At 67.6% G+C, this 22,285-nt stretch carries 22 protein-coding genes and 1 tRNA gene; 14 read left to right on the top strand and 9 right to left on the bottom strand.

Going from position 1 to position 22,285, the window contains the following annotated elements:
* Positions 1–4 precede the first annotated feature (4 nt).
* Entirely contained in the window at positions 5–1,501 is a 1,497-nt protein-coding gene (locus tag S2M10_RS07705) for a Ppx/GppA family phosphatase (protein ID WP_168845610.1), read from the top strand.
* Between the two features lie 215 nt (positions 1,502–1,716).
* On the opposite strand, the gene trmFO is transcribed toward S2M10_RS07705, so the two are convergent.
* Positions 1,717–3,030 carry a methylenetetrahydrofolate--tRNA-(uracil(54)-C(5))-methyltransferase (FADH(2)-oxidizing) TrmFO gene (gene trmFO / locus S2M10_RS07700; RefSeq protein ID WP_168845609.1) on the bottom strand — a complete coding sequence of 438 codons (1,314 nt, stop codon included), beginning with the start codon at positions 3,028–3,030 and terminating at the stop codon, positions 1,717–1,719.
* Between the two features lie 46 nt (positions 3,031–3,076).
* Between trmFO and S2M10_RS07695 the strand changes: the two genes are divergently transcribed.
* A complete protein-coding gene (locus tag S2M10_RS07695; protein ID WP_168845608.1) occupies positions 3,077–3,508 on the top strand; it encodes a DUF488 domain-containing protein in 432 nt (143 codons plus the stop codon).
* Between the two features lie 275 nt (positions 3,509–3,783).
* Positions 3,784–4,299 carry a PilZ domain-containing protein gene (locus tag S2M10_RS07690; protein ID WP_168845607.1) on the top strand — a complete coding sequence of 172 codons (516 nt, stop codon included), beginning with the start codon at positions 3,784–3,786 and terminating at the stop codon, positions 4,297–4,299.
* A gap of 19 nt (positions 4,300–4,318) precedes the next feature.
* Here the strand turns inward: S2M10_RS07690 and S2M10_RS07685 are convergent, their stop codons facing one another.
* Positions 4,319–5,689 carry a 3-deoxy-7-phosphoheptulonate synthase class II gene (locus S2M10_RS07685; protein ID WP_211090927.1) on the bottom strand — a complete coding sequence of 457 codons (1,371 nt, stop codon included), beginning with the start codon at positions 5,687–5,689 and terminating at the stop codon, positions 4,319–4,321.
* Positions 5,690–6,021: 332 nt separating this feature from the next.
* On the opposite strand from S2M10_RS07685, the gene S2M10_RS07680 reads away from it, so the two are divergent.
* The 3 genes from S2M10_RS07680 to S2M10_RS07670 are packed head-to-tail and all read left to right on the top strand — an operon-like array spanning position 6,022 to position 9,028.
* Positions 6,022–7,164: an 8-amino-7-oxononanoate synthase gene (locus S2M10_RS07680; protein ID WP_168845605.1), complete on the top strand. Its 1,143-nt coding sequence runs from the start codon at positions 6,022–6,024 to the stop codon at positions 7,162–7,164.
* Complete coding sequence (bioD, locus tag S2M10_RS07675; RefSeq protein ID WP_168845604.1) at positions 7,161–7,787, top strand: dethiobiotin synthase; 627 nt, start codon at positions 7,161–7,163, stop codon at positions 7,785–7,787. Before S2M10_RS07680 ends, bioD begins: the two co-directional genes overlap by 4 nt.
* Positions 7,787–9,028, top strand: coding sequence for an adenosylmethionine--8-amino-7-oxononanoate transaminase (locus S2M10_RS07670; protein WP_168845603.1), 1,242 nt, complete (start codon positions 7,787–7,789; stop codon positions 9,026–9,028). The genes bioD and S2M10_RS07670 overlap by 1 nt, the downstream gene beginning before the upstream one ends.
* On the opposite strand, the gene S2M10_RS07665 is transcribed toward S2M10_RS07670, so the two are convergent.
* The 4 genes from S2M10_RS07665 to S2M10_RS07650 form a co-directional block, all read right to left on the bottom strand.
* Positions 9,029–9,460, bottom strand: a complete 432-nt coding sequence (locus S2M10_RS07665; RefSeq protein ID WP_168845602.1) for a TM2 domain-containing protein — start codon at positions 9,458–9,460, stop codon at positions 9,029–9,031. It lies immediately after the preceding gene.
* Positions 9,461–9,539: 79 nt separating this feature from the next.
* Complete coding sequence (gene cysS / locus S2M10_RS07660; RefSeq protein ID WP_168845601.1) at positions 9,540–10,970, bottom strand: cysteine--tRNA ligase; 1,431 nt, start codon at positions 10,968–10,970, stop codon at positions 9,540–9,542.
* Positions 10,971–11,026: 56 nt separating this feature from the next.
* Positions 11,027–11,317: a hypothetical protein gene (locus tag S2M10_RS07655; RefSeq protein WP_168845600.1), complete on the bottom strand. Its 291-nt coding sequence runs from the start codon at positions 11,315–11,317 to the stop codon at positions 11,027–11,029.
* Between the two features lie 3 nt (positions 11,318–11,320).
* Entirely contained in the window at positions 11,321–11,539 is a 219-nt protein-coding gene (locus S2M10_RS07650) for a hypothetical protein (RefSeq protein WP_168845599.1), read from the bottom strand.
* A gap of 201 nt (positions 11,540–11,740) precedes the next feature.
* Here S2M10_RS07650 and S2M10_RS07645 point away from each other — a divergent pair, with 201 nt between their 5' ends.
* Positions 11,741–12,133 (top strand): glycine zipper 2TM domain-containing protein, encoded by a 393-nt coding sequence (locus S2M10_RS07645; protein WP_168845598.1) that lies wholly within the window; start codon positions 11,741–11,743, stop codon positions 12,131–12,133.
* A gap of 108 nt (positions 12,134–12,241) precedes the next feature.
* Here the strand turns inward: S2M10_RS07645 and S2M10_RS07640 are convergent, their stop codons facing one another.
* Both S2M10_RS07640 and S2M10_RS07635 read right to left on the bottom strand, forming a co-directional pair.
* On the bottom strand, positions 12,242–12,421 hold the full coding sequence (locus S2M10_RS07640; RefSeq protein WP_168845597.1) for a RebB family R body protein: 180 nt from the start codon (positions 12,419–12,421) through the stop codon (positions 12,242–12,244).
* Between the two features lie 135 nt (positions 12,422–12,556).
* Positions 12,557–12,630, bottom strand: a tRNA-Cys gene (locus tag S2M10_RS07635).
* Positions 12,631–12,794: 164 nt separating this feature from the next.
* Between S2M10_RS07635 and S2M10_RS07630 the strand changes: the two genes are divergently transcribed.
* Genes S2M10_RS07630 through S2M10_RS07615 form a run of 4 tightly spaced genes read left to right on the top strand, consistent with a single transcriptional unit; the run spans position 12,795 to position 17,636 of the window.
* On the top strand, positions 12,795–13,478 hold the full coding sequence (locus tag S2M10_RS07630; RefSeq protein WP_247650692.1) for a protein-L-isoaspartate O-methyltransferase: 684 nt from the start codon (positions 12,795–12,797) through the stop codon (positions 13,476–13,478).
* A gap of 17 nt (positions 13,479–13,495) precedes the next feature.
* Positions 13,496–15,049: a TolC family outer membrane protein gene (locus tag S2M10_RS07625; RefSeq protein WP_168845596.1), complete on the top strand. Its 1,554-nt coding sequence runs from the start codon at positions 13,496–13,498 to the stop codon at positions 15,047–15,049.
* 40 nt (positions 15,050–15,089) lie between these two features.
* Positions 15,090–15,545: a DUF2497 domain-containing protein gene (locus tag S2M10_RS07620; RefSeq protein WP_211090922.1), complete on the top strand. Its 456-nt coding sequence runs from the start codon at positions 15,090–15,092 to the stop codon at positions 15,543–15,545.
* A 45-nt stretch (positions 15,546–15,590) separates the two neighbouring features.
* A complete protein-coding gene (locus tag S2M10_RS07615; RefSeq protein ID WP_168845595.1) occupies positions 15,591–17,636 on the top strand; it encodes a S9 family peptidase in 2,046 nt (681 codons plus the stop codon).
* Between the two features lie 71 nt (positions 17,637–17,707).
* Here S2M10_RS07615 and S2M10_RS07610 read toward each other — a convergent pair whose 3' ends face one another.
* Positions 17,708–18,427, bottom strand: a complete 720-nt coding sequence (locus S2M10_RS07610; protein ID WP_168845594.1) for an MOSC N-terminal beta barrel domain-containing protein — start codon at positions 18,425–18,427, stop codon at positions 17,708–17,710.
* A gap of 139 nt (positions 18,428–18,566) precedes the next feature.
* On the opposite strand from S2M10_RS07610, the gene recA reads away from it, so the two are divergent.
* The 3 genes from recA (at position 18,567) to S2M10_RS07595 (ending at position 22,191) form a co-directional block, all read left to right on the top strand.
* Positions 18,567–19,637, top strand: coding sequence for a recombinase RecA (recA, locus tag S2M10_RS07605; RefSeq protein WP_064312673.1), 1,071 nt, complete (start codon positions 18,567–18,569; stop codon positions 19,635–19,637).
* Positions 19,638–19,728: 91 nt separating this feature from the next.
* Positions 19,729–20,061 (top strand): hypothetical protein, encoded by a 333-nt coding sequence (locus S2M10_RS07600; protein WP_168845593.1) that lies wholly within the window; start codon positions 19,729–19,731, stop codon positions 20,059–20,061.
* Between the two features lie 42 nt (positions 20,062–20,103).
* Positions 20,104–22,191 (top strand): catalase, encoded by a 2,088-nt coding sequence (locus S2M10_RS07595; RefSeq protein WP_168845592.1) that lies wholly within the window; start codon positions 20,104–20,106, stop codon positions 22,189–22,191.
* The last annotated feature ends 94 nt before the right edge of the window (positions 22,192–22,285 follow it).

Genomic DNA, 22,285 nt, shown 5'->3' with positions numbered 1-22,285 from the left:
TCGCGTGGCAACCATCCTGCTTCCTACGCCGGGCGCCGTTTCCAAAAGCGCCCGGCCGCGTACCGCGATCATCGACATCGGTTCCAACTCGATCCGCCTCGTCGTCTATGAGGGCCCGGCGCGGCTGCCCGCGATCCTGTTCAACGAGAAGGTGATGGCCGGGCTCGGCAAGGGCCTGGCGGAGACCGGCGCGATCCATGCCGGCGGCCTCGCCAGCGCGCGCGCCGCGCTAGGCCGCTTCGCGCTGCTCGCCCGCGAGATGCGGGTCAGCGAATTGCGCACCGTCGCCACCGCCGCGGTGCGCGACGCCTCGAACGGCGGCGAGCTGCTGGCGATGGCCGAGGGCTTCGGGCTGGCGGTGGAGCTGCTCTCCGGCGTCGAGGAGGCGACGGCTTCCGGCTTCGGCGTGCTTTCCGGCATTCCCGAAGCGGACGGCGTGGTCGGCGATCTCGGCGGCGGGAGCCTGGAGCTGGTGCGCGTGGTGGCCGGCACGGTGACCGATCGGGTGTCATTCCCGCTCGGCGTGCTCCGCCTAGGCGCGATCCGCGCGCGGGGCAGGGGCGTGCTGGAGCGCGAGGTCACCCGCATGATCGACGCGGCGGGCTGGAAGGGCCGGGGGAAGGGCCTGCCCTTCTACATGGTCGGCGGCTCGTGGCGCTCGCTCGCCAAGCTCGACATGCACCTGACCGATTATCCGCTGCCGATCGTCCATCAATACCCGCTCGCGATCGACCGGGTGGAGGAGCTCGGCCGCCGGGTCGAGGGCGCCACCAAGGCCGATCTCAAGACCGTGCCCGACCTGTCGAGCGCGCGCATCCCCTCGCTGGGGGATGCCGCGGCGCTGCTGGTGGCGGTGACCAAGCAGCTGGGCAGCAGCGGGACGATCGTCTCCGCCTACGGCCTGCGCGAGGGGCTGCTGTTCCAGCGCCTGTCGCCGGAAGAGCGGCTGCAGGACCCGCTGATCGTCGCCGCGCGTGAGGAGGGGCAACGCTCGGGGCGCTTCCCCGAACATGGCGACCTGCTCGATGCCTGGCTCGCCCCGCTGTTCCGCGACGGGCCGGACTGGGCACGGCTGCGCCATGCCGCCTGCCTGCTGGCGGATGTGGGCTGGCGCGCGAACCCGGAGTTTCGCGCCGAACGGGGCATGGAGATCGGGCTGCACGGCAATTGGGTGGGCATCGATGCGGCGGGCCGCGCGATCGTCGCGCAGGCGCTTTATACCTCGCTGGGCGGGGCGACCGACAGCCCCGCGCCGCTCGAACGGCTGGCGTCGCCGGAAGCCTTGGCCGAGGCCAAGCGCTGGGGCCTGGCGATGCGGCTCGGCCAGCGGCTGAGCGGCGGGGTGGCGCGGCCGCTCCAGCGCTCGCGGCTGCGGCTGGAGGGGAATGCGCTGGTGCTCAGCCTCGCCGATGGCGACGAGCCGCTCTACGGCGAGGCCGTGGAGAAGCGCCACCGGGCGCTGGCGGTGGCGCTGGGGAAGGAGCCGGTGCTGGAGACTTGAGGGGGTAGGGGCACACGCACCCTCACCCTCCCCACCGCCTGCGGCGGCGGGTCAGCATCGGGCCGGCCCTGCCCCCGGCAGGGCCTGAACAGCGCGGGGCGCTGTTCACCCGATGCTCCTCTCCCAAAGGGAGAGGGCGCTTATCCCCTCTCCCTGTGGGAGAGGGAGGGAGCCGCAAAGCGGCGGAAGGGTGAGGGTGGTCGCCGACCCGAACGTCAGGCCGCTAGCCAGTCCTTCAGCGCCGCCCGCGCCCGATCGGTATACATCCGTTTGCGATCGGCCTTCTTGGTGCGCCCCTCGATCGGCGGGAACAGCCCGAAATTGACGTTCATCGGCTGGTAGGTCTCGATCTCCGCCTCGCCGGTGATGTGCGACAGCAGCGCACCCAGCGCGGTCTCGCGCGGCGGCGCGGGCAGGTCGGTGCCCGCAATCTCCGCCGCGGCGAAGCGCCCCGCCAGCATCCCGATCGCGGCGCTCTCCACATAGCCCTCGCAGCCGGTGATCTGCCCGGCGAAGCGGATATGGGGCGCGCTCTTCAGCCGCAGCGTGCCGTCGAGCAGCTCGGGCGAGCGCAGGAAGGTGTTGCGGTGCAAGCCCCCTAGCCGGGCGAACTCGGCATTCTCCAGCCCGGGAATGGTGCGGAACAGCCGCACCTGCTCGGCATATTTGAGCTTGGTCTGGAAGCCGACCATGTTCCACAAGGTCCCGCTGGCATTGTCCTGCCGCAGCTGCACCACCGCATAGGGCCAGCGCCCGGTGCGCGGATCGTCGAGCCCGACGCCCTTCATCGGCCCGTAGCGCAGCGTGTCCACCCCGCGCTCGGCCATCACTTCCACCGGCATGCAGCCTTCGAAATAGGGGACATTCTCCCACTCGCGGAACTCGGTCTTCTCGCCCGCCATCAGCGCGGCGTGGAATTCCAGATACTGCTCCTTGGACATCGGGCAGTTGATGTAATCCTTGCCCGATCCCTTGTTCCAGCGGCTCTGGAACCACGCGGTCTCCATGTCGATCGACTCGCGGTGGACGATCGGGGCGATCGCATCGAAAAAGGCGAGGCTGTCCTTGCCGGTGGCGCGGCCGATGCTTTCCGCCAGCATCGGCGCGGTCAGTGGCCCGGTGGCGACGATCGTGCGGCCGTCGGCGGGCAGCGTGTCGACCCGCTCGCGGACGATGGTGATGTTGGGGTGGGCCTCCAGCGCGGCGGTCACCCCGTCGGCAAAGCCGTCGCGGTCCACCGCCAGCGCCGATCCGGCGGGGACCTTGTGGATATCGCCCTGGGTGAGGATCAACGAGCCGAGCGCGCGCATCTCCTGGTGGAGCAGCCCGACCGCGTTGCTGTCGGCATCGTCCGAGCGGAAGCTGTTCGAGCAGACCAGTTCCGCCAGCCGATCGCTCTGGTGCGCCGGGGTCATCTCACCCGAGCCGCGCATTTCGGAGATTTGGACCTTATATCCCGCCTGGGCGAGCTGCCATGCGGCTTCCGATCCGGCGAGGCCGCCGCCGATGATATGGATGTCGTGAGTCACGACCGCGCCCATAGCGGCATGACGGCAAGATGACAAAGGAACGCGGATGCGAATTTACACCATTGGCTATGAAGCCACGACCATGGCCGAGTTCCTCGCCGCGCTCACGAGCGCCGGTGTGCAGCGCGTCATCGACGTTCGCGCCTTGCCGCTGTCGCGCCGTCCGGGCTTCTCCAAATCGAGCCTGGCCGCAAGCCTGCGCGAGGCGGGGATCGACTATGTCCATCTCAAGCAGCTCGGCACCCCCAAGCGCGGGCGCGACGCGGCCAAGAAGGGCGACGTGGCTACGCTACGCGAAGTCTATGATATCCAGCTGGGGTTGCCGGAGGCGCAGGCGCAGGTCGCACAGATGCGGGTGCTGGCGGCGGAAAAGCCGAGCGCACTGCTCTGCTACGAACGCGATCCGTGCCATTGCCACCGCACGCTGCTGCTGGAAGCAGAGGGAGAAGGTGCGGAGGTGATCGACCTTTACGCCTGAGCGTCCCGAAAAAGGCCGGGGCAGTCCCGTGGGACTGCCCCGCTAGTTCGGGGAGAGTCGACGCGAGGGGGAACGAAACGCGCCGACCCGCTCCCTCTGCCGCCGCCATGTTGCAACCGCGTGTCGCTTCGTTGCGAGTGCATGGAAAAATTGTGGCACCCGGGATCTGCAAGCCTTCATTAACCATGAAATCTTAAGATTATTTTTGCCGCGTTTACTCCCTCGCAACGCCTGCCGGTGCAAAGCGGGGGCCAATGCACGCCAGTGGAGCGCTTATGGGTATCGCGGCACGACTGTATCAGGACGGGCGCTGGGCCGAACGGCACGCCGTGGAGCTGGAAGCCACGTTGCGCGATTCGGACTGGGCGCCGGTCGATGTGACGATCGAGGATCTGTCGCATGGGGGCTTTCGCGTCGTCGCGGGTGCCGAGCTCAAGGTCGGTGACGCGATCGCGCTCGGCATCGCCGGGATCGGCACGCGCGAGGCCAGGGTCGTGTGGGGCACCGCCGGCATCTATGGCTGCGAGTTCCTCGCGCCGCTCAGCGATGCGGACCTGCGCAATGCGGTGTCCGGCCCCGCCGCGACCCCAATCGCCTTTCCCAAGACGCCGTTGCCGACGCCGCAGGCTACCGCGCCGGTGGTAGAGGGTTGGCAAGGGACCGCGCAGGAGCAGAAATTCTCGGTCCGTACCCGACTTGCGATCATCGTCGGCAGCGCGGTGCTCGCCTGGATGCTGGTGTTTGCGCTCGGCTATGGCCTGTGGGCGCTGGCGGGCGCGCTGCTCGGCTGAGCACCGCGCCCTCCGGGCGTCAGGCGGCGGCCTTGCGGCGCTCGGCCATTTCGTCGTTGAGCATTTCGGCGAGCAGGAACGCCAGTTCCAGGCTCTGACCCGCATTCAGCCGCGGGTCGCAATGCGTGTGATAGCGATCGGCCAGACCCTGTTCGGTGATCGCGATCGCGCCACCGGTGCACTCCGTTACATTCTGTCCGGTCATCTCGGCATGGATGCCGCCGGCGAAGGTGCCCTCGGCGCGGTGGACGGCGAAGAAGCCGCGCACCTCGGCGAGGATCCGGTCGAACGGCCGCGTCTTGTAGCCGTTCGCCGCCTTGACGACATTGCCGTGCATCGGGTCGCAGCTCCACACCACCGGATGGCCCTCGCGCTTCACCGCGCGAACCAGCTTGGGCAGGCCCGCCTCGATCTTGTCATGGCCATAGCGGGTGATCAGCGTCATCCGCCCCGCCACCCGGCCCGGGTTGAGCGTGTCGAGCAGCCGCAGCAGCGCGTCGGGCTCCAGGCTCGGCCCGCACTTCATCCCGATCGGGTTGCCGATGCCGCGCAGGAACTCGACATGCGCCGAGCCCTCGAAGCGGGTGCGGTCGCCGATCCACAGGAAATGCGCCGAGGTATCGTACCAGTCGCCGGTCAGGCTGTCCTGCCGGGTCAGCGCCTGCTCATAGGGGAGCAGCAGCGCCTCGTGGCTGGTGTAGAAATCGGTGCCCTTGAGCTGCGGCACGGTATCGGGGTTGATCCCGCATGCCTCCATGAAATCGAGCGCCTCGCCGATCCGGTCGGCGACATCGGCGAACTTGGCCGACCAGGGGCTCTTGCCCATGAAGTCGAGCGTCCACTTATGCACCTGATGCAAATTGGCATAGCCGCCATTTGCAAAGGCGCGCAGCAGGTTGAGCGTCGCCGCCGACTGGCTGTAGCCCTGCACCATCCGCTGCGGATCGGGGATCCGCGCCTCGGGCGTGAAGGCGATGTCGTTGACATTGTCGCCGCGGTAGCTGGGCAGCTCGACCCCGTCGATCACCTCGGTATCGGCCGAGCGCGGCTTGGCGAACTGGCCCGCCATGCGGCCGAGCTTCACCGTCGGCAGCTTGGAGGCGAAGGTGAGCACCACCGCCATCTGCAGGATCACGCGGAAGGTGTCGCGGATGTTGTTCGGGTGGAACTCGGCGAAGCTTTCCGCGCAGTCGCCGCCCTGGAGCAGGAAGGCCTCGCCGCGCGCGACCTTGCCAAGTTCGGTGGTGAGTTCGCGCGCCTCGCCGGCGAAGACCAGCGGCGGATAGCTGCTCAGCTGGCGGGTGGCGGCGTCGAGCGCCCCCTGGTCCGAATATTGCGGCATCTGGCGCGCTTCGGCGCGCGTCCAGCTATCGGGGGTCCAGCTTGCCATTGCACTCTCCACGTCGCGGACGGCGACGTGCCAGTCCGCATGCTCGGCGATTCCCATCGCCGCAATCTGGTTCATCACCTTGGTATTGGCGCGCTTGCCGTCCGTTTCCCAGCCTTGCACGGTCGAGCCCGGCGTGTCGAACCAGGCGCCAAAGGCTGCGCGGGTGAGGGTGCGTTCTTCGCGATACTGGCGGATCTTGGAACCGGCTAACGTCGTCATTCGACGGCCTTACCCGGACGGGGTAACGCGACGCAAGCGTAAATTTACCCGGTCAGGGTAATCGATTCCATGCAGAATTGCGAAGCGGCGCGGGTGGGTGTAGCCGCCCCGCGATGCATGCATTCGAAGCACAGGCGCGCGACCTTGCCGATCTCACGGCGCGCGGGCGGGGGCGTCGCCTGGTCGCGCGCGCAGGCGCCGACTTCGCCTCCAACGATTATCTGGGCCTTGCGGACTCGCCGCTGCTGCGCGAGGCGGTGGCGACGGCGCTGGCGCGCGGCGTGCCGATCGGTTCAGGCGGCTCGCGGCTGCTGCGCGGCAATCATCCCGAGCATGAAGCGCTGGAGGCCGAGGCGGCGGCGTTTTTCGGGCGCGAGTCGGCGCTCTATTTTTCCAGCGGCTATGCCGCCAATGCGGCGCTGCTCGGCACGCTGCCGCAGCGCGGCGACCTCGTGCTGTTCGACGAACTCGTCCACGCCAGCGCACACGAGGGCATGCGGCTGGGGCGTGCCGAGGTGCGGCAGGCGGCGCACAACGACGTTGCCGCCTTTGCCGAGGCGATCACCGACTGGCGACGCGCGGGCGGCAGCGGCCGGGTGTGGATTGCGGTGGAGAGCCTGTACAGCATGGACGGCGACGTCGCGCCGCTCGCCGCGCTCTCGGCCCTGGCCGCGGCGGAGGGCGCGGCGCTGATCGTCGACGAGGCGCATGCAACCGGCGTCTATGGGCCGCAGGGGCAGGGGCTGGCCCATGGGCTCCCGACCGCCAATCTGGTCACGCTGCACACCTGCGGCAAGGCGCTGGGCTGCGAGGGCGCGCTGGTGACCGGGCCCGCAATCGTGCGCGAGTTTCTTGTCAATCGCGGCCGCGCGTTCATCTTCTCGACCGCGCCTTCGCCCTTGATGGCGGCAGCCGTGCGGGCATCGCTGCGAATGGTCGCCGAGGGAACTTCGCTGCGGACCGCGCTGGTCGAGCGGATCATGGCCGCCCGGACCGCGCTGGCGCCGCTCGGCGTTCCTGCCGGCGACACGCAGATCCTGCCGCTGATCCTCGGGGATGATGTGCGTACCATGGCGGTTGCGGGCGCGCTGCAGGAGGCCGGCTTCGACGTGCGCGGCATTCGGCCACCCACGGTTCCCGCGGGCACCTCGCGGCTGCGCATCTCGATCACCAACAACGTGTCGCCGAGCCAGATCGCCGCGTTGGCGGAGCGGCTGGCCTCCCTTCTCCCCCCAACCGAAGTCGTTGCAGCATGACCCAGACCTTTATCGTCACCGGAACCGATACCGGCATCGGCAAGACCGTTTTTGCCGCAGCCCTCGCCGGCGCGCTCGGCGCTCGGTACTGGAAGGCGATCCAGAGCGGCCTCGACGACGGCAGCGACAGCGAGCGTACGGCGGCTCTCTCCGGGCTGCCGGCCGATCACATCCTCCCCGAGGCCTATCGTCTGATCACGCCTTGCTCACCGCATCTGGCAGCCGAAATCGACGGCCTGACGATCGATCCCGATCGCCTCGCCCTGCCGGCGGTCGATGGCCCGCTGGTGGTGGAGGGCGCGGGCGGCGCGCTGGTGCCGGTCACGCGCGAGATCCTCTACGCCGACATGTTCGCCCGTTGGGGCAAGCCGGTGGTGCTGGTTGCACGCACGTCCCTGGGTACGATCAACCACAGCCTGCTCTCGATCGAGGCGCTGCGTGCGCGGGAGGTGCCGATCCACGGCATCGCCTTTGTCGGCGATTCCGTCGAGGACAGCGAGGCGACCATCGCCGCGATCGGCAAGGTCAAGCGACTCGGGCGTCTCCCGATGCTGGCGGACCTCACCCCAGAGGCGCTGGCGCAAGCCTTCGCCGACGCCTTCGACCTGGCGGATTTCGCCTGATGTCGTCGGTCTGGCACCCCTTCACCCAGCACGGGCTGGGCGAGCCGATCCCGCTGGTCCGCCACGCCAAGGACGCGCTGATCCACACCGCCGACGGGCGCAGCTTCATCGACGCGATCTCCTCCTGGTGGGTGACGACGCACGGCCATTGCAACCCGCGCATCATGGCGGCGATCGCCGAGCAGGCGGGCAAGCTCGACCAGATCATCTTCGCAGGCTGGACACACGAACCTGCCGAGGCGGTCGCCGCCGGGCTGCGGGCGATCCTGCCGGACGCGCTGGAACACGTCTTCTTCAGCGACAGCGGCTCTACGGCGGTGGAAGTCGCGCTCAAGATGGCGCTCGGCTATTGGCATCATCGCGGCGAGGACCGCAGCCGCATCCTGGCGCTCGAGCACAGCTATCATGGCGATACGATCGGCGGCATGTCGGTCGGCGCGCGCGGGGTGTTCAACCGGCCCTATCAGCCACTGCTGTTCGATGTCGGCACCATCCCGTACCCGGCGGCCGGCGCCGAGCAGGCCACGCTCGACGCGCTGGAGGCCGAATGCCGCGCCGGTGCCGCCGCGTTCATCGTCGAGCCGCTGGTGCTCGGCGCCGGCGGCATGCTGTTCTACCCGCCTGCGCTGCTCGCCGAGATGCGGGCGATCTGCGCGCGGCACGCGGTGCTGTTCCTCGCCGACGAGGTGATGACCGGCTGGGGCCGTACCGGTACGCTCACCGCCTGCGAACAGGCGGGCGTGGTGCCTGACATCTTGTGCTTGTCGAAGGGCATCACCGGTGGTGCGATCCCGCTTGCAGTGACGCTGGCGACGGCGCCCATCTTCCAGGCGCACTGGTCTGATGACCGGGGGAGGATGTTCTTTCACTCTTCAAGCTACACCGCAAATCCGATCGCCTGCGCTGCCGCCGTCGCGAACCTCGCCATCTGGCGCGACGAGCCGGTGCTGGAGCGCATTGCCCGGCTGGGCGATTGGCAGCAAGCGGCAATGGACGGCCTCGCCGGCGTGCCCGGCCTCATCGGCCATCGCCGGATGGGAACGATCGCAGCGCTGGAAATCGAGCAGCCGGAAAGCGGCTATCTCTCTGCCGTCGCTCCCCGCCTGATGGCCTTCGCGCGGGAGAACGGGGTGCTCCTGCGCCCGCTTGGCAACACGGTCTATGTGATGCCGCCGTACAGCATCACGCAGGACCAGCTTGCCAAGGTCTGGGACTTGGTGCCCGCGTTTCTCGGCCGATAATCAGCGGCGCGGGTAGCGCTGGGCGAACTCGGCGTCGCTCATCAGCAGATAGCGGACGGCATCGACGAACGCCCAGATTCCCGTGACCAGCGCGCCGATGATCGTGCAGGTGAGCAGCAGCATCACCACGCCCGATCCGGTGCGGCCGAGATAGAATCGATGGATGCCGAGCGTGCCGAGGAAAAACGCCAGCACGGCAGCGACGACCTTGTTGCGCGGCTCGCCCGCCGGCACGGGAGCTTCCGCGCCGTCGAGCAGGCGGAAAATGCGCCGGGCGCGCTTGCCGTCGACATCGAAATCGACCTTGACGCCGGCTGCCGGGTGGCGGCTGTCGCTCCAGTCTTCCTGGGTGAAGACATAGCGGCTGCCGTCCTCGCCCGAAATCTGGCCTTCCCCGCTCGACCGATCAACGCCCAACACTTGCCCGCGCATCGCTTCCCCCGCAAATTCGTCGCGTTTTGTGGCGGAGGTTGCCGCCGTAACGCAAGCGGATTTCGCGCGCCCGGCGCCCTTACAGCACGGGCTTCCAGTCCCAGCCGAGCGGATCGCCGTCCATCACCTCGACGCCCGCCGCAGCAAGCGCCTCGCGGATGCGGTCGGAGCGCTGGAAATCCTTCACGACACGGGCTTCCTTGCGCTCGACCAGCAGGTCCGAAATTGCGTCGGCCGTGATCGTCGCGCCCTTGGGCTGCATCCGCAGTTCCTCGCGGCTGAGCTCGGAGAGCCGCAGTCCCAGCACCTTGTCGAACTCCGCCAGCGCGGCCAGCCGGTCGGCCGGCGAGGTACGCTTGTCGGCCAGCAGCTCGTCCAGCACCGGCAGTGCCTTGGGCGTGTTGAGATCGTCCGACACCGCCGCGTCGAGCTTCTCCAGCCATGCCGCCGGTGCGGTGCCTTCGCCCTCGGCGCGCGCGCGCAGCGCAGTCACCGTCATCACCAGCCGCTTCAGGCGGGTGAGCGCCGCCGCGAGATTCTCGGCCGAGAACTCCAGCTCGCTGCGATACTGGGCCTGTAGGCAGAGCAGGCGATAGGCGAGGGGGTGCACGCCCGCATCGATCAGCGACTGCAGCGTGGTGAACCCGCCCTTGGATTTGGACATCTTGCCCTGGCGGTCGACCAGGAAGTTGTTGTGCATCCAGAACTTGGCGCCGGTGTCGCCGCAGCCGCAGAACGCCTGATTCTGCGCGATCTCGTTGGGGTGGTGGATCTCGCGATGGTCGATGCCGCCGGTGTGGATGTCGAACGGCGCCCCCAGATACTGGATGCTCATCACCGAGCATTCGAGATGCCAGCCCGGTGCACCCTTGCCCCAGGGCGAATCCCATTCCATCTGCCGCTGCTCGCCCGGCGGTGACTTGCGCCAGATGGCGAAGTCCTGGGGGTGCCGCTTGCCGTCGACCGGCATGATCCGGCCTTCCGCTGCATCATCAGCGGCGCCGGCGAGGCGACCATAGTCGGGCACGGTCGAGATGTCGAAGTAGAGGCCCGACTCAAGCTCATAGCAATGCGCGGGCGCGATCTTCTCGGCAAAGGCGATCATCTGCTGGATGTGGTCGGTCGCCACCGACCATTTGCTCGGCTCGGTGATGTTGAGATCGCGAATATTCTGCTTGAAGGCGGCGGTGTAATGGGCGGCGATGTCCCAGATGCTCGTTGCCTGGGCGCGCGCGGCAGCTTCCATCTTGTCGTCGCCGGCATCCGCGTCCGAGGTGAGGTGGCCGACATCGGTGATGTTGATGATGTGGGTGAGCGAATAGCCCTTCCAGCGCAGCACCCGGCTCAGCGTGTCGGTGAACACATAGGCGCGGAGGTTCCCGAGATGGGCGTAGTTGTAGACCGTCGGTCCGCAGGAATAGACGCGCACGCCCCTGGCAGGGTCGAGCGGCTGGAACGGCTCGAGCGAACGGGAAAGCGAATTGTAGAGCGTCAGCGGTGCGTCGTGCATGGTCCGCGCATAGCGAACAAAATGCCCGCGACAAACCCGGCAACGCCGGCGCGGGCTCAGTCCGTTAGCGCGGGCATCTCGGCGATGGCGGCGTTGACCATCGCGCTCCAGATGCGCGCGGGGTCGTCCCCGGCGGCGCGTCCAGCCTCGATCATCGTGCGGGTCGGCTCGCGCAGCGTCCGCAGCACCGCAAGGGCGCGGTCGGTTTCGCGCGACCAGATCGTGTCGACAATCTCGCTCACCGGCCGGCTAAGTTCTCCCGCGCCTTCGGCATTGGGGCTGAGCATCTCGGCGGCGATGACTCGGGCGATTCGCTCGATCGGCGAGGTGGAGGCGATGCTCGGCATGGTTCAGGCAGCCAGTGGCGGATGGGCGGGGCGGGCATGGAGCGCGCTGCCGCCGACGGCGCCGTGGTGGAGCGGCAAGGCCGTCCCGCAAAACGCGCATTCTGCCGTCATCCGACCCACCATCCAGTGCGACTGGCCGCAGCCGGGGCAGGGATTGGTCTCGTGCGGGCGATAGTCCGGGCGATAGCCGGTCAGCGCGCGGCGGATGCCGAAATCATACATGCGGAAGGTTCCCTCCAATAGGCCAAAAGAACGTTTCCCAAGTGTCATGGTTCCGTGCGGACATGGCGGCTGCGCGTCCCGATCCGGGTCGGTCGGTTAGCTGAACATGAGCTAACGGGTGCATTCAGGGTGGGAACAGTCGATTTGTGCGAATCAGTCCTCAGACGGCGGCACGAGCTGCCACCGCGAGGAGATGAAGACATGAAGAAGTTTCTGATCGGCGCCACCATGGCAGCCACGCTGATGACCGGTTCGATCGCCGCGACGCCGGCGGCCGCTCAGGACTGGGGCTATCGCGACGGCTACAGCCATTACGACCGCGGCTATCGCGGCGACTATCGGGATTATCGCGAGTACCGCGACTATCGGGGCGATCGTCCGCGCTACGCTTATCGTGACCGCTATTATCGCCAGCGTTGCAGCGACGGCACCACGGGCACGATTCTGGGTGCGATCGCGGGTGGCCTGCTCGGCGGCGAGATCGGCCGGGGCAGTTCCTATCGCCGCAGTGGCACCGGGACGATCATCGGCGCGGGTGCCGGCGCACTAGCCGGTCGAGCGATCGACGGTGGCGATTGCCGCGGCCGCCGCTAAGCACGGCCGCGCAAGAGAGAGGGCGTCCGCTGCACGGGGCAGCGGGCGCCCTTCGCATAGGCGGTGCATCCGAGAAGCGAGCGACGTGCGCCTACCGCGCCTATCTGGTCAGCCACGCGGCCCTGCATCCCGGCGTCGCTGTTCCATCATCTGCCTCAGGGCTTCCGCATCCATCGCCGGACCCGCGCCTTGATGCGGGTCGATCGCCATGGCCGGCGCTTCGCTACCCTTTTTGACATTGGCTTGCGTCACCGATTCCGTGATTGCGTCGTCGACGTTGCTGGTCATCGGCAAAGTCCCTCCGTGTCCGCGGCGCCAGCCGCTGGCCGAACGATTCTGCCACAACCTACTGCACGGCGCGAATCGCGGGGCGGATGCGAACGGCGGGCAGAACGCGCGCCATCCGGATGTCGTTCGGGAAGGTGGAGGCCCGAGCCGGAATCGAACCGGCATATACGGATTTGCAGTCCGCTGCGTCACCATTCCGCCATCGGGCCAACCGGAGGTGAGGCGCGGCCAATGCCCCCGGGGGTGGGTCCCTGTCAACACAGTTTCAAAATAACGCCGCGCTCGCTTGGCGAGTCCCGAAGGGCGCGATAGAAGCCTCGGGATAGCAACAAGTGTATTGCGCAACTAATACGGTTGTGCGACAAGCGGAGTGATGATGGCCCTTATGGTCGACCCTGCGCCCCTCGAAGCGCCCCGTTTCGAAGCGATGCGCCACGCCATGGTGGCGAGCCAGCTGCGTACCAACGCGGTGAACGATCCTCGCGTGGTGACGGCGATGTCGCAAGTCCCACGCGAAGTGTTCCTGCCCACCGAACAGCGCGCGCTCGCCTATCGCGACGCGCTGCTGCCGCTGGGCAATGGCCGCCGTCACGATTCGCCGCTGGCCACCGGCCGGCTGTTGACCGAGGCGGAACTGCAGCCGAGCGATCACGTCCTGCTGATCGGTGCCGCAGGCGGCTATGCTGCGGCGTTGCTCTCCGGTCTCGTCGCGTCGGTTGTCGCGCTGGAGGAGGAGCCTGCGCTGCTCGCGATCGCGCGCGGCGGGCTCGCCGGCTCCGCGAATGTCGAACTGGTACAGGGGCAGCTCAACGCCGGCTGGGCCGCACGCGGGCCGTACGATCTCGTGATCATCGACGGTGCCGTCGAGGAACTGCCGCAGCCCATCATCGATCAGGTGAAGATTGGCGGTCGCATCGTCACCGGCGTGATTGACCGCGGCGTTACCCGGCTTGCGCTCGGCCGCCGGACCGAGGGGGGCTTCGGTCTTGTCGACTTCCTCGACATCGAAGTAGCGACGCTGCCGGGCTTTGAAAAACCGAGAAAATTTACCTTTTAACCTTAAAAGCGGGGCTCATGCGACTGAACATTCTGCTCATTGGTGTGAGCCTCGTTTCCCTCGGGGCGCCGGCATTCGCCCAGACCGCGCCCAGCGGTCGCCAGGACGTGCCATCCCCCGGCGCCAAGACGGCGGCGCCGACCACGACGCTGCAGGATGCGCTGGCCCAAGCCTATGCAACCAATCCCGATCTTCAATCGGAACGCGCAAACCAGCGCGCCAATGACGAGAATGTTCCGATCGCCCGTTCGCAGGGGCTGCCAGGGCTGAACGCCACCGGCAGCGCCAATGACAGCCTGTACAATACCGACGCGACGGCGCTGACGCCGTCGCGCCAGGCGCAGCTGGGGCTCAACCTCTCACAGCCGATCTACAATGGTGGTCGTATCCGCAACTCGGTGCGTGCCGCCGAGGTTCGGGTGAACGCGGGCCGTGCCAATCTGCGCGGCACCGAGGCGGACATCTTCACCCAGACGGTAACGGCCTATCTCAACGTCATTCGCGACGAATCGATTGTCCGGCTCAACCAGGAAAATGTCCACGTCCTGGAGGTGAACCTCCAGGCCACGCGCGACCGCTTCCAGGTCGGCGATCTGACCCGGACCGACGTCGCCCAGTCCGAAGCCCGTCTGGCACTCGCCCAGTCGCAGCTCCGCAGCGCCGAGGCGCAGCTGATCGGAAGCCGCGAGACCTATATTCGCGTCGTGGGCACGCCGCCCGGCGTCCTCGCCCCGCCGCCGCCGCTGCCGAATCTGCCGCAGGACGTGCAGACCGCCGAGCAGGTCGCCCTTGCCAACAATCCGTTTCTCGAGGCCGCGCAGCTCGCGCGGGACGCGACCCGCTTTGACACGCGGGTGGCGCGGGCGGGTCGGCTGCCGCAGGTGAGCCTGGGCCTCGGCGGCAACTATTACAATTATCTCGGTTCGGTCGGGGAGGTTGGTCAGCGCGCGGGTCTGAATCCGAACGGCACGAACGCCACCGTCGGCGTGCAGGTGACGCTGCCGCTGTTCCAGGCCGGCCGGCCGGCCGCGCAGGTCCGCCAGGCGCAGGCGCGCGAGGGCGCCGCGATCGAGCAGGTTACCCTCACCGAGCGCGGCGTGATCGCGCAGGCACGCTCGGCGTATGCCAGCTACCAGGCGGCGCTGCGCGTGATCGAATCGTCGCGCACCGCGGTGCAGGCCAACCAGCTGAGCCTCGAAGGTGTGCGCGCGGAGAACAGCGTCGGTACACGCACCATCCTCGACATCCTGAACGCCGAGCAGGAACTGCTCAACTCGCAGGTCCAATATGTCACGGCGGAGCGCGATGCCTATGTCGCCGGGTTCAGCCTGCTCGCCGCGATGGGGCGCGCCCAGGCCAAGGATCTCAGCTTCGACAGCCGCCTGCTCTACGATCCGGCGGTAAACTACACGCGTGTGCGCAACCGCATCAACGACTGGCGCGACGACAAGACGCCCGCGCCGGTGGCGAGCAGCACTCGTGGTACGCCAGCCCAGGGCGCCGAGGTAATCGGCGCGCCGCTGGACCCGACGCTGCAGCGTTCGGTTGACAGCGACCGTCCCAATCCCTGATTGAGGGCGCTCGTACCGCTCGAACGCCAGGATGGACGCGATGGGGACTGCCAGCAGCGAGCCGTCGATGGAGGAGATCCTCGCATCGATCAAACGGATCATCGCCGATGACGAGCCCGGCGCCTTCGCTCGCGGGCGTCCGTTGCGCGCGGTGCCCGAGCCGGAGCCGGAGGATGAACTCGCGGCAGCATCGCCGGCGGAGGACGTGCTCGAACTGCGCGAGCCGATCGCGGAAGCGCCGGCACCCGTGACGACTGCCAAGGCGGGGCCGGTCGACCCGATCCTTTCGGATCGCGTAGCCGAGGCAAGCCGCGAGAAGCTGGAGGCGCTGTCGCGGCTGGTGGTGAAGCCGCAGGTGTCTGGATCGGATACGCTTGAAGGGCTGGTGCGCGAAATGCTGAAGCCGATGCTGCGCGACTGGCTGGACCAGAACCTTCCCCAACTGGTCGAGCAGATTGTCGCGCGCGAGATTGCACGCATCACCGGCGGCCGATAATCGCCCGATTGTATCGGGCGATACGTTCCGGCTATCGTCGGGCGCATGAAGCAGTTCCTCGTCGCGAGCGTCGCGCTCGCCGCCATCGCAGCGCCGGCATCGGCGCGAGACCTCACCATCCAGGACGTCATCGGCCTTTCGCGCGTAGGGGCGCCTGCGGTGTCGCCCGACGGCCACTGGCTCGTCTGGCAGCAGCGCGAGACCGATCTCGCCGCCAACAAGGGCCGCTATGACCTCTGGCGGCTCGACCTGACCGTAAAGGGTGCCAAGCCCGAGAAGCTGGCCGCCGAGCCGCTGGTCAACGAGACCGCGCCGCAATTCTCCGCCGACGGCAAGACCGTCTGGTTCCAGTCGGACAAGGGTGGCGAGGACGCGGTTTGGGGCGTCGCGATCACCGGCGGCACGCCCACCCAGCTGACCCATATCCAGGGCGGCTTCAGCGGCTTCAAGGTCTCGCCCGATGGGTCGAAGCTGCTCGTCTGGGCGGATCGCAAGCCGGGCGCGCCCACGGTCGCCCCGGCGATGGAGAAGAAGGATTCGAACGCCGGCTCGGGCCGCGTCTATCAGCAGCTGTTCGTGCGCCACTGGGACAGCTGGGCCGACGGCACCCGCTCGCAGCTCTTCGTCCTGCCCTTCGGGCCGCAGGGCGCGACCGGGGACGGCGTCGCGATCGAAGGCGGGCTGGTCGGTGACACGCCCTCCAAGCCCTCGGGCGGCGGCGAGGAAGTCGCCTGGAGCGCCGACGGCAAGACCATCTACTTCGCGCTGCGCGAGGCGGGGCGGATCGAACCGCTCTCGACCAATCTCGACATCTTCGCCGCGCCTGCGGACGGTTCGTCGGCGCCGGTCAACCTCACCCAGGGCAATGGCGGCATGGACAATCTGCCGACGCCGTCGCCTGACGGGAAGTGGCTGGCCTGGTTTGCGATGGCGCGGCCGGGCTATGAGGCCGATCGCCAGGTGCTGATGCTCCGCAACCTCGCCACCGGCGATGTTCGCGCGCTGACCGCGGACTGGGATCGCTCGGTTGCGTCGATCGCCTGGGGTGCGGATTCCAAGACGATCTACGTCACCGCGCAGGACGTGCAGGAAGAGCCGGTCTTCGCCGTGTCGCTGGCGGGCAAGGTCGAGCGGCTGACCGAGAGAGGCAGCGTCTCGGCGGTGGTGCCGACCAGGGGCGGGCTCGTCTATGCGATGAACAGCCTCACCGCGCCGGACGATTTCTTCTGGCTCAAGGGCAAGAAGAGCACGCGGCTCACCGCGGTCAACGCCGAGAAGCTGGCCGGCATCGCGATGCCCGAGGTGACCCGCTACAGCTTCAACGGCGCCAATGGCGACACCGTCTGGGGCTATGTCGCCAAGCCGGCGGGGCTGGCGACGGGGGCCAAGGCACCGATCGCGTTCATCGTCCATGGCGGGCCGCAGGGCAGCATGGGCAATAGCTGGTCCTATCGCTGGAACCCGGCGGTGTTCGCGGGCGCGGGCTATGCGGTGGTCGCGGTCGATTTCCACGGCTCGACCGGTTATGGCCAGGCCTTCACCGATGCGATCCGCAACAATTGGGGCGGCGCTCCGCTCGAAGACCTGAAGAAGGGTCTGCGCGCCGCGACCGATCGCTTCGCCTTTCTCGACGGCGACAAGGCCTGCGCGCTCGGCGCCTCCTATGGCGGCTATATGATGAACTGGATCGAGGGCCAGTGGCCCGATCGCTTCAAGTGCATCGTCCAGCATGACGGCGTGTTCGACGCGCGCGCCATGGCCTACGAGACCGAAGAGCTGTGGTTCGACGAGTGGGAACATGGCGGCAAGGCCTATTTCGAGGATCCCGCCGCGTTCGAGCGCTGGAACCCGGTCAATTACGTCAGCGCCTGGAAGACCCCGCAGTTGGTGATCACCAGCGAGAAGGACTTCCGCATCCCCTATACCCAGGGGGTCGCCGCCTTCACCGCGCTCCAGCGCCGCGAGATCCCGTCCAAGCTGCTCGTCTTCCCGGACGAGAACCACTGGGTGCTCAAGCCGAAGAACTCGCTGCAATGGTATGGCGAGGTGCTCGGCTGGATGGACCAGTGGACGGGCAAGGCGGCGAAGTAGGCGATAGGGAGGGGTTCCGGCCCCTCCTTTTCCCGTCATTCCGGCTTCCGCCGGGATGACGGTCCCGCAGCTTACCCGAGCACCCGCACCGGATCGCCCACCCGGATCAGCCCAGGCCGCGCCGGTGCCGAATAGAGCCCGTAACAAGCGGCGAAGCGCTGGGCGACGGTGCGCAGGATCTGCGGGTCCTTGGCGCCGGTATCCGGATCGATCGTGACCAGCACGCAGCGCTGGATCGGATCGGCGCACTGGACGATCGCGCCGTCCTCGCCCGGGTCGCCGAAAGCGAGGCGCAGTCCCTGCCATTGTTCGGGCACCAGTTCGCTTTCGATCGTCACGTTGATGCGGAAGCGACGCGGGTCGATCCGGTCGCCATGCGCGGTCTCCAAGGCGCGATGCCCGGCGCTGGTCTGAAGCGAGACCGGCATGGAGTCGTACACGCCGCGCGCCACCTGGAGCAGCGACACCGGCTCGCGCGCGGCCTCCGCCAGGTGCGCGTGCAGGCCGGGGTCGTGCAGCACGCGAACGCCGCCATCGGGTGCCTCCACCGTGATCGCGCTGGTCTTGGGCGCGGCCGGATCGGCGAAGCGGGCGCGGTGGAGCACCATGCCCGGCACTTCGCGCGCGGTAAGCCACGGAAATCGAGTGCCATTCTGCGCGCGGACAAAGGCGTACTGGCGGTCGCCCTCGATGCCCTGCCAGTCCATTTCCGCCACCGACAGGGTCTCGCCCGCCATGGACTTTACGGGGAAGCGGGCAAGTGCAGAAACATGGCCGACGATCATGGTCATCGCACATCGCTAGCCAGCCCGGGGCATCGCTGCAAATTTTCCGGGGCGTTCCACTCTTGTTCCATGAGAACAAAGGTGATACATGACTCCCAACAGTGTTGAACGCGGCGTGCAAACTCTCTAGCGACGGGGCTTCCCAATGGCAGCATCTCTCAAGGTGATCGACGGCAATATGGCCAATCCCACGGACAAGCAGAAGGCGCTCGACGCCGCCCTCGCGCAGATCGATCGTGCTTTCGGCAAGGGCTCGGCCATGCGGCTGGGCTCGAAGGAGACGATGCAGGTCGAGGCGATTTCCACCGGGTCGCTGGGGCTCGACATCGCGCTCGGTGTCGGCGGCCTGCCGCGCGGCCGCGTGATCGAAGTCTATGGTCCGGAAAGCTCGGGCAAGACCACGCTGGCGCTGCACGTGATCGCCGAGGCGCAGAAGAATGGCGGCGTGGCGGCCTTTGTCGACGCCGAGCACGCGCTCGATCCGGTCTATGCCAAGAAGCTGGGCGTCAACATCGACGAGTTGATCGTCTCGCAGCCCGATACCGGCGAGCAGGCGCTGGAAATCACCGACACGCTGGTCCGCTCGAACGCGATCGACGTGCTGGTGGTCGACTCGGTCGCAGCACTCGTGCCGCGCGCCGAAATCGAGGGCGAGATGGGCGACAGCCATGTCGGCCTGCAGGCAAGGCTTATGTCGCAGAGCCTGCGGAAGCTGACCGGCTCGATCAGCCGCTCGCGCTGCATGGTGATCTTCATCAACCAGCTGCGCATGAAGATCGGCGTGATGTACGGCAACCCGGAGACGACCACGGGCGGCAACGCGCTCAAGTTCTACGCCTCGGTCCGCCTCGACATCCGCCGCACCGGCCAGATCAAGGATCGCGACGAGATCATCGGCAACGCCACCCGCGTCAAGGTGGTGAAGAACAAGGTGGCACCGCCGTTCAAGCAGGTCGAATTCGACATCATGTACGGCGAGGGCATCTCGAAGATCGGCGAGATCCTCGATCTCGGCGTCAAGGCAGGGCTGGTCGAGAAATCGGGTGCCTGGTTCAGCTATGACAGCATCCGCATCGGCCAGGGGCGCGAGAATTCGAAGAACTTCCTGCGCGAGAACCCGGAGGTCTGCAATCGGCTCGAAGCCGCGATCCGCGGTCGTACCGAGCAGGTCGCCGAGGGCCTGATGGCCGGTCCGGAGCCCGACGACGATATCTGATCGGGCGATCGCTGCGCCGGCGGGGGCGTTCGGGGCGTGCAGTGCTACGTGCTCGACGGATCTCGCCGACCGGCTCGCTGCTGCCCGGGCCATGCTGCGATCGGCATGGCCCGAGGCGATAGAGCGGGAGACGGCGCGCGGGGCGGGGCGGATCTTTCTCTACGCGCCGCCGGATGGGGGCGCGGCGGTGCTGCGGCTGGTCGCAGATCCGCCCAACCTGCTGCTTCACATTGCCGCGGGCGCCATATTGTACGATCCGGCAGGACTGTTGCGGGGCGAGGGGCGGCGCGGCCGCTATGTCTGCCTCGGTGCGCTGGCCAGAGAGGAGTTTCCCGCGCTCCTCGCGTTGATTGAGGCGGCGACAGCAAGCCTCCCGTCCGCGATGGAAAACGACATAGATTATCAACCTGGCGCAACTGCCTGATCCATGGGTCGTTGGTCCCTCGCACTCTCGCGAGGATATCCCATGACCGATCAGAACGACCGCAACGCCCCAGCCGGTGGCGAAACCCATCAGGTGACCGACGCCGAGCATCCGGTGCTCACCACCAACCATGGCACGCCGATCAGCGACAACCAGAACCAGCTGAAGGCGGGCGCGCGCGGCCCCGTGCTGATCGAGGATGAAGTCTTCCGCGAGAAGATGAACCATTTCGATCACGAGCGCATCCCCGAGCGCATCGTCCATGCTCGCGGATCGGCCGCGCACGGCTATTTCGAGGTGACCGACAGTCTCGCAGACGTCACCGTCGCCGATCTCTTCCAGAAGAAGGGCCAGCGCACCGAGGTGTTCGTCCGCTTCTCGACTGTCGCAGGCGGTGCCGGATCGGTCGACACGCCGCGCGACGTGCGCGGCTTCGCGGTCAAGTTCTACACCCGCGAAGGCAATTGGGATCTGGTCGGCAACAACATTCCCGTGTTCTTCATCCAGGACGCGATCAAGTTCCCCGACCTGATCCACGCCGCCAAGATGGAAGCCGATCGCGGTTATCCGCAGGCGGCGACCGCGCACGATACCTTCTGGGACTTCATCAGCCTGATGCCCGAATCGACCCACATGATCATGTGGGCGATGTCCGACCGGACGCTGCCGCGCAGCTTCGCGACGATGGAGGGTTTCGGCGTGCACACCTTCCGCTTCATCAATGCCGAGGGGAAAAGCACCTTCGTCAAGTTCCACTGGAAGCCCAAGGCCGGGCTCGCCTCGACGATATGGGACGAGACGGTGAAGATCGCCGGCGCCGACCCCGATTTCCAGCGCCGCGACCTGTTTGAGCGCATCGACCGCGGCGACTATCCGGAATGGGAACTCGGCGTGCAGCTGTTCGACGAGGAATTCGCCAACGCACAGCCCTATGACGTGCTCGATGCGACCAAGCTGATCCCCGAGGAAGTGCTGCCGGTGCGCATCGTCGGTCGCATGGTGCTCGATCGTTATCCCGACAATTTCTTCGCCGAGACCGAGCAGGCGGCGTTCGTGCCGAGCCATGTCGTCCCCGGCATCGGCTTCAGCAACGATCCGCTGCTTCAGGGCCGGCTGTTCAGCTATACCGACACGCAGCTCTCGCGTTTGGGTTCGGTCAATTTCCATCAGTTGCCGATCAATGCCGCCAAGGGGCGCGCCGAGGCGGCGGGCTGCCCGTTCCTGAACCAGCAGCGCGACGGCCATATGCAGATGGCGGTGCCCAAGGGCCGCGCCAATTACGAGCCCAACAGCCTCGCCAAGGCCGGCGAGGAAGGCGGCGCACGCGAGGATCCGGAGAAGGGCTACAAGACCTTCCCGTCCGAGGAGCAGGGCCAGAAGCTCCGCATCCGCCCCGAAAGCTTCGCCGACCATTATAGCCAGGCGCGGCTGTTCTTCCGCTCGATGGATCCGGCCGAGCAGGCGCATATCGCCTCGGCGCTGGTGTTCGAGCTGTCCAAGGTCAGCCTCGAGCATATCCGCGTGCAGGTCATGGCCAATCTGCGCAACGTCGACGAGACGCTGGCGCAGCGTGTCGCCGATGGGCTCGCCATGGACCTGCCTAACGCGTCGAAGACTGCGGCACCGGTGCTCGACATGGACCCCTCGCCGGCGCTCCGCATCATCCGGGGGCCGCGTGAGGTGCACACGCTGGAAGGCCGCACCGTCGGCATCCTCATCGCGGACGGCACCGATGCGGACGACCTGGCGACGCTCAAGGATGCGATCGAAGCTGCCGGCGGCAATACGATGACGATAGCGCCCAAGGTCGGCGCGGTGCCGCTCTCCGACGGCTCGAAGATTGCCGCCGATGCGCAGCTGTTCGGCCAGCCCTCGGTGACGGTCGACGCCTGCGCGGTGATCCTGTCCGAGGAAGCGGCCGCCAAGCTCGTCAAGGAAGGCGCCGCCGTCCAGTGGGTGATGGACGCGTTCGGTCATCTCAAGGCGATCGGCGCCAATGCCGCCGCCCAGCCGCTGCTCGACAAGGCGGGTGTGGAGCCCGATGAGGGCGTCACCGATCTCGGCGCTTTCGTCGAGGCGGCGAAGCAGCGTTACTGGGACCGCGAACCCAAGGTGCGCACGCTCGCCTGACGGGCACCACTGCAGCTTGCGCGGCGCCCCGCCGTCGCGCAAGCTGCAGGCCTGTGCAGCAAGCGGCGTCAGACGCCGCGCCGACCGGAGGGGC

Origin of the sequence: Sphingomonas sp. S2M10, assembly GCF_012650175.1 — a bacterium.
Taxonomy (GTDB): Bacteria; Pseudomonadota; Alphaproteobacteria; order Sphingomonadales; family Sphingomonadaceae; genus Sphingomonas.
Note: the sequence above shows the minus strand (reverse complement) of the source record. Positions and strands in the feature narration are given on the sequence as shown.

Coding starts and splice junctions, on each gene's coding strand:
- S2M10_RS07650 (WP_168845599.1), bottom strand. CDS start 11,539: ATGTATGATTTCGGCATCCGCCGCGCGCTGACCGGCTATCGCCCGGAC.
- S2M10_RS07615 (WP_168845595.1), top strand. CDS start 15,591: ATGAAGCAGTTCCTCGTCGCGAGCGTCGCGCTCGCCGCCATCGCAGCG.
- S2M10_RS07670 (WP_168845603.1), top strand. CDS start 7,787: ATGTCGTCGGTCTGGCACCCCTTCACCCAGCACGGGCTGGGCGAGCCG.
- S2M10_RS07665 (WP_168845602.1), bottom strand. CDS start 9,460: ATGCGCGGGCAAGTGTTGGGCGTTGATCGGTCGAGCGGGGAAGGCCAG.
- S2M10_RS07640 (WP_168845597.1), bottom strand. CDS start 12,421: ATGACCAGCAACGTCGACGACGCAATCACGGAATCGGTGACGCAAGCC.
- S2M10_RS07610 (WP_168845594.1), bottom strand. CDS start 18,427: ATGACCATGATCGTCGGCCATGTTTCTGCACTTGCCCGCTTCCCCGTA.
- S2M10_RS07595 (WP_168845592.1), top strand. CDS start 20,104: ATGACCGATCAGAACGACCGCAACGCCCCAGCCGGTGGCGAAACCCAT.
- S2M10_RS07620 (WP_211090922.1), top strand. CDS start 15,090: ATGGGGACTGCCAGCAGCGAGCCGTCGATGGAGGAGATCCTCGCATCG.
- S2M10_RS07625 (WP_168845596.1), top strand. CDS start 13,496: ATGCGACTGAACATTCTGCTCATTGGTGTGAGCCTCGTTTCCCTCGGG.
- S2M10_RS07655 (WP_168845600.1), bottom strand. CDS start 11,317: ATGCCGAGCATCGCCTCCACCTCGCCGATCGAGCGAATCGCCCGAGTC.
- S2M10_RS07630 (WP_247650692.1), top strand. CDS start 12,795: ATGATGGCCCTTATGGTCGACCCTGCGCCCCTCGAAGCGCCCCGTTTC.
- S2M10_RS07645 (WP_168845598.1), top strand. CDS start 11,741: ATGAAGAAGTTTCTGATCGGCGCCACCATGGCAGCCACGCTGATGACC.
- S2M10_RS07690 (WP_168845607.1), top strand. CDS start 3,784: ATGGGTATCGCGGCACGACTGTATCAGGACGGGCGCTGGGCCGAACGG.
- bioD (WP_168845604.1), top strand. CDS start 7,161: ATGACCCAGACCTTTATCGTCACCGGAACCGATACCGGCATCGGCAAG.
- S2M10_RS07685 (WP_211090927.1), bottom strand. CDS start 5,689: ATGGCAAGCTGGACCCCCGATAGCTGGACGCGCGCCGAAGCGCGCCAG.
- S2M10_RS07680 (WP_168845605.1), top strand. CDS start 6,022: ATGCATGCATTCGAAGCACAGGCGCGCGACCTTGCCGATCTCACGGCG.
- cysS (WP_168845601.1), bottom strand. CDS start 10,970: ATGCACGACGCACCGCTGACGCTCTACAATTCGCTTTCCCGTTCGCTC.
- S2M10_RS07600 (WP_168845593.1), top strand. CDS start 19,729: ATGCTGCGATCGGCATGGCCCGAGGCGATAGAGCGGGAGACGGCGCGC.
- S2M10_RS07695 (WP_168845608.1), top strand. CDS start 3,077: ATGCGAATTTACACCATTGGCTATGAAGCCACGACCATGGCCGAGTTC.
- recA (WP_064312673.1), top strand. CDS start 18,567: ATGGCAGCATCTCTCAAGGTGATCGACGGCAATATGGCCAATCCCACG.